Source organism: uncultured Bacteroides sp. (assembly GCF_910578895.1).
Taxonomy (GTDB): Bacteria; Bacteroidota; Bacteroidia; order Bacteroidales; family Bacteroidaceae; genus Bacteroides.
In genome coordinates, this window is sequence record NZ_CAJTSC010000039.1 from 21,885 (window position 1) to 30,833 (window position 8,949).

The window sequence follows — 8,949 nt, forward strand, 5'->3', positions numbered from 1 at the left end:
CTTTAAACGGTCTTTATCATGGCATAAATCAATATTCCCGCTATAGTCAGCAATCCCACCCATATAGGGGCATTTGCATGCAGGACACGTTCCGTCCGTTTATATCCGCTTACCTTCATAAACAAAAAACACATCAGATATGCACCCGCCAGCCCCACTACCGTACCGGCAAGAAGGTCCCCCGGGTAATGTACACCCAGATAGACACGGGAATAACAGGTAAGTATAGCCCAAGCCATCATGAACAATGTAAGCCCCCGTTTGCGGAACAAAAAGAATATAAAGAAAGCCAGGCCAAAAGTATTAGCCGCATGGCAAGAAGGGAAGCCATAACGCCCTCCTCGGTGATTGTTTACAATATGGACCAACTCCGAAAGCGGGTTACTTAAGTTGGAAGGACGCATACGCTCCACGTATGGACGAATCAGAGTGGCACACACCTGGTCTGCGAAAGTAATGGTCAAAGCCACAGCCACTGCACAGCAAAGGATTGTTTTCCATGAAAAATTACGTACCATTACATATAAAATAGCCGCATACATGGGAATCCAAACCAACTTACCGCTAAATGTACTCATGAAATAATCAAAATACGTATTGTGCATCCCGTTGAAGAACAGGAATATGTCCGTATCGACGTTTATCAATGTTTGAAGAAAATCCATTTATGTAAAAGTTAAAGAGTTAAAGAAACATGCCTCATCCCGCCACCTCTCACCATTCATCTTTTCGCAATATCATCATACAACTTCTGCAGATACGCTTTTCCCAATGGCAGATTTTTCCCTTTTGACGGGCCTTCATCTACCGCTATGGCATTGGCCTGGCAATCAAATATCACTCGGTTATCCGGAGTTGCCATACCAAAGGCATCAGGTACCGTAAAAAATGCAAAATGAGGAGAATCCGGATTAAGCATATCCTTGCTGAATGTAAACTCATTGTGCGGCAACGCCAATTGTGCCAACAGCGTAGCCGCAATATCCTGTTGGGAACCATATACATCAATATGTCCCGGTTTCCGGACAGCACCGCCAATCATAAGTAACGGAATCTGATAACGCTCCACCGTCAGATTGCCAAGGTTCTCAGGATAAGCTCCCAAATGATCGGGCACCAATACAATGACCGTATTTTTCCACTGAGGCAATTCACGATACTGCCTTACGAAATCGCCCAGGCAACTATCAGTATAGGCAAACGCATTCAAACGGTCATTTTCCAGACGTCGGTAAGGAACCTCAAACGGTTCATGACTGCTGGAAGTCTGCAAGACACGGAAATGAGGAGCATACTGCTCTGCTGAAATCTCTTCCGAAGCTTCCGCCTTCAAGTCTTCCAGCAAACGATTGAACAGCAGATGGTCATGTGCCCCCCATTTGCTCAAACGCTCTGAAACGGCGAAATCCTGATCGGAAACAATCGTCTCAAATCCGGAAGACATCAGGTAAGAACGCATGTTGGTAAAGTCTGCATCACCTCCATAATAATATTTGGTTCCGTAACCGGCTTTCTTCAGACTACCGGCAATTGCCGGAATGGATTGCGTCTTACGGGGATATTTCATGATACTGGTAGTGGGTTGTGCCGGATAACCGCTCAAGATGGCGACCAAACCGCGGTCGGTACGGAAACTGTTGGCATAAAAGTTTGTAAAGAGAATCCCCTCCTTACTCAAGCTATCCAAATTAACAGCTATATCCAGCTCTCCTCCCAAAGTTGTCATCAGCTTGGACGAGAAACTTTCAAGAATCACGAAAAGTACATCGGGACGTCGGGTAGTAAACAGGTTATGCAACGAATCAGCCGATTGTTGCAAAGAGTCTGCCGCTGTTACCGCTACTCCGGAAACAGCAGGATCTGTCAACTCTTTAAAAAGGCGCTCTGCCTCCGCAGCCTCCATAAAACGATACTGGCTTCCGAAATCCGTCTGTTTGGAAAGAGACTCCATCAGGCTGAAAGCCGGATTAATGGCAGCGTGATTCAGACGCTGGAGAGTACTGAAATAGACCTTTCCGGTATTCATGGTGGAAACGGTGAACCCGCCGCGAATCGGGATAAACAACAACCCCGTCAGCAATAGCAGCACTCCCGACACCCTCACACGCCGGTAAGGTATCTTCATGCGCCCGAAAGTCTGTCGCCGCAACAACACGGCATGGAAGATACCGTACAACACCACCGCATAGACAACCATTGCCATCACTCCCCACATCACCATCCATGTACTGACACTTGCCACCGCATCTTTGGGTGAAGAAAAGAAGTAGAACAAAGGAGTAGCGTCCAAGCGGAAACCCCAATATTCATATAACCCCAAATCAACGGTAAAAATGACAGAAAGCAAAACCGAGACAAAGATAAAGTAGCCGCACCATATACGGCGGAGAAGATGAGACACAGTCCAAGCGGAACAGATGAAAAACAATCCCGGAACAGCAGTCAGATAACCGGCAAGCGACAAATCCAAGGGCAGTCCGTGCCACACCACGCGAAACCACTCCGTCCACGAAACATCATCATAAAATGCCCGATAAAAGAGCATAAAGAAAGGTTTCTGCAATACGAATATACAAACAAACAAGAAATATGTCTTGAGGAATCCTATAAGCCTGTCTTTCATCGGTGTTTCTTCTTAAACTGAATATATTTGGCAAAAATAGAATTTTTTATTCTATTTACAGCCAACATCAGTTAAGAAATACGTGATATACACGGCTATTTAATTAATTCCGTTTCAAGTATAGACAATCGGTTATCGTGGCGGGCAGTTCGTTCTCGTAATGTGTCACCATTATCATTGTCTTATCGCGGCGACAACAAAAGGCCTCTATGATTTTCTTTACGCGGCGGCGGTTGTACGTGTCCAGTCCATGCAACGGCTCGTCAAGAATCAACAGTTCAGGGTCTTTCACAAAGGCACGCGCCAACAAGGAAAGGCGTTGTTCGCCGCTGGAAAGTTGCAGAAAGGGCTTGTCTTTCAACGTTGCAACCCCAAAAACATCCATCCACCACTCGCATACAGCCATCCGGTCGGCAGGCGGGCGCTTGTACAGGCCGATGCTGTCGTGCAGACCGGAAGCCACGATTTCAATAGCGGGCAGATTTTTCAGATAAGCACGGTGCATCTCCGGACTGACGTAGCCTATATGTTTCTTGATTTCCCAGATACTCTCACCTGTCCCGCGCTTGCGACCGAACAGGCTGATGTCGCAGGCATACGACTGAGGATTGTCCGCACATACCAGACTGAGCAAAGTGGACTTGCCCGCACCGTTCTCACCGCTCAATGCCCACTTCTGACCGCGCATCACCGTCCAGTCCAGTTCCTTCAGAATAGTACGGTCGTCATAGCGGATGCTGACTTTATTCAGCCGGACAACTTCGTCCGAAGTGAAATTCATGTTTTCGTATGGAAGATTGATGATACGTTGCTGCAATTCGTGGAAAGAAACGGCATCTGCCTCAGCGCGGACGGTGTCTTGCACACGAAACGACTCCATATAGGCATCGCGCTCCATCTTCTCCCCTACAATCTTGTTACTGACAGGAACTACATGGGTAATGAAAGAGGGTATGTCGTCCAGCATGGAAAGCACCAACACGATTTGCAAGGAAGCAAGTCGAGAGAGCTTCTCCAAAACCTCGAACAACAAGTCGCGCGTGGCGGCATCCAGTCCGATGAAAGGATTGTCCATAATGAGGATACGCGGAGCCGTAAGCAGCGTTTTAGCCAACTGGAACTTACGGAGTTCACCGCTGGAAAGGAGGATTACTTTCTTATCGAGCATCGGTCCGATACGGAAAAGTTCGAACAGCTGCTGTTTAAGGTTTTCATCCTTCACCTCACCCAGCAGTTCGCGCACCAAAGGAGCGTCTTCCTGGTCGTGAGCATTCCAGCGCTGTTGATAATAGTAATTGGTATCGGCAGAGCCGTAAGTGTCACGGAAAGCAATGTACTTGATATTGTCGTAAGCGGTCTGCGTAGCGGACGGGCGGAAATCGTATGCCAATGTACCGTCACGCAAAGGATACTTGCCCGTAAGCAAATCTACCAACAGGCTTTTTCCTGCTCCGTTAGGACCTACGATGGCTATATGTTCGCCATCAAGGAAATCGAGAGTGACGGGTTGCGACAGGCGGACAAGCGGATTGCGCGCCACACCACCCACTATATGTAAAGTATGTTGCTGAGCCATTTCAGATGGTTTTGTTTGGTTGATGTCGCAAAGGTATCAAGATTTCAAGAGCCGTACGGCTTTTCCGGAAATATTTTTTACCGGACCGGTACGGCTCCTTCATTTAAGGGAGTTATCGGGAGTTAAAGACCGATAGTATCGCTATACATCCCCATTCAACAATATTACTGTGATGGTGTATAAATTGTTTCTACACATCCTCCAAAATTACAATGCTGATAAAGATTATCACTTGATACATCTGTCCGGAAACCGGACTTCGTCATTTATAGAGAATAAGAGCCGACTGTGCCGGGACTGCAATCTCCGGTCCGTACACCGTGCCCAGCCCTTGCTCACTGATAAAACCATCCTTGCAGACTACGGTATACTTGCCTTCGGGCACTGATATCCGTGCTGCCTCCTTACGTGCATTCAACACCACGTAGATATCTCCCCAAGAATCGCCACCGGCATGTTCTTTCAACCGATACGCTACCACGTTGTCACCCTCAACCGGCAGGAACTCCAAATGCTTGCGCACCAAATCGGCATCGCCCAAGCGGAAAGCCGGATGATTCTTACGTAACCGAATCAAATCTTTGTAATAGGCAAACACGTCGGTATGTTCCGTCTTACGGTTCCAGTCAATGGCATTAATGGAATCCGGACTCTGGTAACTGTTATGCACTCCCTTCTTATCGCGCATCACTTCCTCGCCTGCATAGATAAAGGGCACTCCCTGCGAAGTGAATACCGCCGTTTGCGCCAACTTATCCAACCGGATAAGTTCTTCGGGTGTTATGCCAGGGATGCTGGCTTTCAATCTATCCACCAAACACATATCATCATGGCAAGACACATAACTAATCATCTGCGTGGGTTGTTCCGCCCAAGAAACCTTACTATAGTTCACCACTTCATTATCAACCTGCGGATGCTTGATGGCACCGGCAATGCCAAACTTGATACTCTCCTCTCCTCCCGGCAATCCGGCAAGAAAAGCACCCCGGCTATTATCATTGAACGGACCGCGCAACGCATCACGCATCTCGTCGGAGAAGGCAGCGATGCCCGGCATCTTATAAATATTGGCTTTCATCGCCAATGAGTCCTGCGGCAATTGAGGAGCCGACGCTGCCCAACCCTCACCATAAATAAAGATGGTAGGATCTGCCGCTGTCGCAGCCTTGCGTATTTCGTTCATGGTTTCGATATCATGAATGCCCATCAGGTCGAAACGGAAACCGTCGATGTGATATTCGTTAATCCAGTGCAATACGGACTCTACCATGTACTTGCGCATCATGGCACGGTTGCTTGCCGTCTCGTTGCCACACGCAGAAGCGTCCGCAAAACCTCCGTCCGGCGCCTGGCGATAGAAATATCCGGGAACGGTACGTTCAAAGTTGCTCTCGGAAGTATTGAAAGTATGATTGTACACCACATCCAACACCACGCGGATGCCTGCCTTATGCAATGCCTGTACCATTTGCTTGAACTCGCGGATGCGCACGTCAGGCTTGTAGGGATCGGTGGCGTACGAACCATCGGGCACATTATAATTCTGCGGATCATAACCCCAGTTATATCTGTTCTCGTCCAGTTTGGTTTCGTCTATTGAAGCGTAATCATAAGAAGGCAGTATATGAACATGCGTCACACTCAATTCTTTCAGATGATCGATGCCTGTTGCCTGCCGGCCGGGGTTCACCGTACCCGTCTCCGTCATGGCAAGAAACTTGCCCTTGTTCCGGACACCCGAAGAGGCATCTATAGAGAAGTCGCGATGGTGCACCTCATAGATAATCACATCGGCAAGCGATGCCAACGGCGGACGTTTATCCTCCGCCCATCCTTCCGGATCGGTTTCGCGCATGTCGATAATGGCAGCACGCTTGCCATTCACACCTACTGCCTGCGCATTGATACCCGGAGTATCGCCCAGCCATTTCCCATCAATTTTCACATTAAAAGTATAGAATTTTCCTTTCAGGTCCTGCTCCACCTTAGCCGTCCACGTGCCATCCTCGGCAGGCGAAAGGGCAACAGTCTCATAAGCGTGTCCACCGTCTCCCGCATCATACAGCATCAGGCGCACTTCGTCCGCCGTAGGCGACCAAAGTGTAAACCGCGTAGCATCCGGAGTGTATTCCATTTCCGTCAGGCTACCTTTACGGACAGGATAAAGTTCGTATGAAGTATATTCTTTTTTTGATGGGGTACAACCGGTAACTGTAGCAGCCGCTATTCCGATAATGGCAAGGTCGTTTAGCTTCATGGTAAGGGAATTTTTAAGTATATTATATAAGGTGTGAAAATTATCGTTTTACTTTGTCGGGGTTCTTGGCTATAAAGTCTTTCCAGCCACGATAGCCTTTCTCTACGGCAGGACGCCCCATTTGCAGGAAGTGACAGTAAGCAGCGGCAAGCCCGTCTGTGGCATCCATAAATACAGGCATATCCTCTTTCGGAAAACGAAGCATGCGTTGCAGCATATCCGCCACTTGCTCTTTGGATGCCTGGCCGTTTCCGGTTATCGCCATCTTTATTTTCAAAGGGGCATATTCGGTTATGGGAATATCACGGCTCAAAGCAGCAGCCATAGCTACCCCTTGCGCACGTCCCAGTTTCAACATGGATTGCACGTTTTTTCCGAAAAAAGGTGCCTCAATAGCAAGTTCGTCCGGCAGATAACTCTCTATGATACCCAATACCCGTTCGTGGATATGGCGAAGTTTCAAATAATGATCTCCGAACTTACGCAGATCTATGATGCCCATGGCAATCATCTCGGGTTTTGTTCCTGCCACACGGAGTACCCCATAGCCCATAATGGTAGTACCGGGGTCGATACCCAGAATGACTTTTTCCTTTACCGATTGTATCACACTACCACCTCCATCAATGTCGGGAAACCGATGACTTTGTCTTTGAAAATTTTCAGCAACTCTTCATTAAGTTTCACTCCCTGTTCCTGATGCCAACGGTGCAACTTGGCGGAACTTTCCACCTCGAACTGTACGGAGTAGCAAGTGCTTCCTTCTTCTATATGGCTAAGTATACGTGCTATGCGCGGAGCGTGCAACGTGCCGTATTTCTCTACTTCGGGAAGATAAAACTCCTGCATCCAGGTGAGGAAATATTTTTCCTGTCCTTCTTCCACATGATAGGTCGTATTGTATATCAACATAACTTCTTTTTTCAATTTTTCCCCGCAAACATAGCAATTATTTCAGAATAATGCATTATATTTGCACCATGAAGTTACGAAAAGAGTGTAATTTATTGGAAATGAGCGTAGGTTAATTGCTCATGATAGTAATAGGTTACGAATTAGTTAGTTATCTACTGCATCATCCTTCTGCGCGTTGCGTAACCTTCAAAGAACTCTTCGTATGCAAAAATAGAAATTAAACGGGAGATTTAGAAATAAATCTCCTGATTTTTTATCCTCACATATAAGTTTTTCCGTAAAAGCGGTTTTGTCCGTCGGCACACCATCGCCCAAAGAGATTTTGGACGAACGTATGCCGACTACCGCATAAGCGGAGAAAAGGGCTTTGCCTCACGCCTAAACAGAAGTTTAGACTGATGATGCAAGGCCCATTTCTTTTGCGCTTATGCCAGAGAGGTGCTTTTACGGGTTTCTGACGATTTTTCTTTTTTGCTGTTCCTTTGAGCCGTAAGCGGAAAGCCGCGCATGACCGCCCGATCCGTAAATGGAACAAGCCGTCATACACGGCAGGCAAACCGGGAAGAATGATTTTATCCGTCAGACCGGACACGCTCGGCCAGACATATAAAATCATACTTCCTTGCCGGTGGTTTGCCCGGTTTCACGCTTCCGGCAGTGTCCCTTTTCTTTTTGGCATTATCCCTTTTTTACGGATTTCTCTTTTGAAGTTTTCCTGTCCAATCTGCCTCCACTTCCGTTTACCTCCATTTTCGCGTCTTTCAGTGAGCCGCATCAGGCAGTCATTTCCGTTCTGGGCGCAAAGGTAATTCCGGGATTGGACGGGAATGCAAGGTCAAGCCTCCTGTTTTCTGCGGAAATCTCCAGCCCTGCGGGTAGTATTTCCGCGAAAAACCTTGCATCCCCTAATCCCTGCCTTTTTAAGCACCCGAAACGAAAACGACCGATGCGACAGAAAGACGCATAAAAAAAATGTCGGATAAACGAGAGGCAGATAAGATAGTTTGAAACTCAACTCCCTCAGCTCTTGAATCCGCATTAAAACAAAAAAATCAAAACAGCGAAGATATGACGGCAACGGCAAATTTCAGACAAGTGGCGCAATACATAGGACTTGCGATATGCGGTTTAATCGTGCGCACCGCCTTCGGGATATTGGGCATCCTTTGGGGCATCATCAGAGAAATTGTAAACGGAGTGTTCCGAGTAACGATAGGCGTAATCATGGCTATCCTTTCCACAATCGTCTTCTTCGGCTTCATCCTTTGGTTATTCACCCTTTAATCCTTACCGATATGGCAAAGAGAAACAGCAAGACAGCAGCGCAGCAGTGCAGATACTACGAGGTGGACAACATCTTCGAGTACATGGTGGAAACGTACATCAACGGCAACATATCCGTGTTCCGTGAACTCTACCGAGAACTGAACAAGGACGCACGGAGGGACTTTACAGACTTCCTTTTGAGCGAGGTTGAGCCGACCTATTGGAGAGAGATACTGAAACAGACAATCTAAAATGACAGCGATATGAAAACGACAGACCATTTCAAGAGAACGATACAGATGTATTTGG

The 8,949-nt window shown here is 47.4% G+C and carries 8 protein-coding genes; 2 read left to right on the forward strand and 6 right to left on the reverse strand.

Annotation, left to right across the window (positions count from 1 at the left end; translation table 11 throughout):
• Nucleotides 1–2: 2 nt before the first annotated feature.
• The 6 genes from QZ327_RS10375 to QZ327_RS10400 all read right to left on the reverse strand — a co-directional run bounded on the left by QZ327_RS10375 (nucleotide 3) and on the right by QZ327_RS10400 (nucleotide 7,371).
• Complete coding sequence (locus tag QZ327_RS10375) at nucleotides 3–665, reverse strand: phosphatase PAP2 family protein (RefSeq protein WP_294619012.1); 663 nt, start codon at nucleotides 663–665, stop codon at nucleotides 3–5.
• Between the two features lie 56 nt (nucleotides 666–721).
• Nucleotides 722–2,623: an LTA synthase family protein gene (locus QZ327_RS10380; RefSeq protein WP_294619014.1), complete on the reverse strand. Its 1,902-nt coding sequence runs from the start codon at nucleotides 2,621–2,623 to the stop codon at nucleotides 722–724.
• Nucleotides 2,624–2,726: 103 nt separating this feature from the next.
• Entirely contained in the window at nucleotides 2,727–4,199 is a 1,473-nt protein-coding gene (locus tag QZ327_RS10385) for an ATP-binding cassette domain-containing protein (RefSeq protein WP_294619016.1), read from the reverse strand.
• Between the two features lie 262 nt (nucleotides 4,200–4,461).
• A complete protein-coding gene (pulA, locus tag QZ327_RS10390; protein ID WP_294619040.1) occupies nucleotides 4,462–6,459 on the reverse strand; it encodes a type I pullulanase in 1,998 nt (665 codons plus the stop codon).
• Between the two features lie 40 nt (nucleotides 6,460–6,499).
• Nucleotides 6,500–7,069, reverse strand: coding sequence for a crossover junction endodeoxyribonuclease RuvC (gene ruvC, locus QZ327_RS10395; protein WP_294619042.1), 570 nt, complete (start codon nucleotides 7,067–7,069; stop codon nucleotides 6,500–6,502).
• Complete coding sequence (locus QZ327_RS10400) at nucleotides 7,066–7,371, reverse strand: DUF4286 family protein (RefSeq protein WP_294619044.1); 306 nt, start codon at nucleotides 7,369–7,371, stop codon at nucleotides 7,066–7,068. Before QZ327_RS10400 ends, ruvC begins: the two co-directional genes overlap by 4 nt.
• Nucleotides 7,372–8,442: 1,071 nt before the next feature.
• On the opposite strand from QZ327_RS10400, the gene QZ327_RS10405 reads away from it, so the two are divergent.
• Both QZ327_RS10405 and QZ327_RS10410 read left to right on the forward strand, forming a co-directional pair.
• Complete coding sequence (locus tag QZ327_RS10405) at nucleotides 8,443–8,658, forward strand: hypothetical protein (protein ID WP_294619046.1); 216 nt, start codon at nucleotides 8,443–8,445, stop codon at nucleotides 8,656–8,658.
• A gap of 11 nt (nucleotides 8,659–8,669) precedes the next feature.
• Entirely contained in the window at nucleotides 8,670–8,891 is a 222-nt protein-coding gene (locus tag QZ327_RS10410; RefSeq protein WP_290063723.1) for a hypothetical protein, read from the forward strand.
• Nucleotides 8,892–8,949 lie beyond the last annotated feature (58 nt).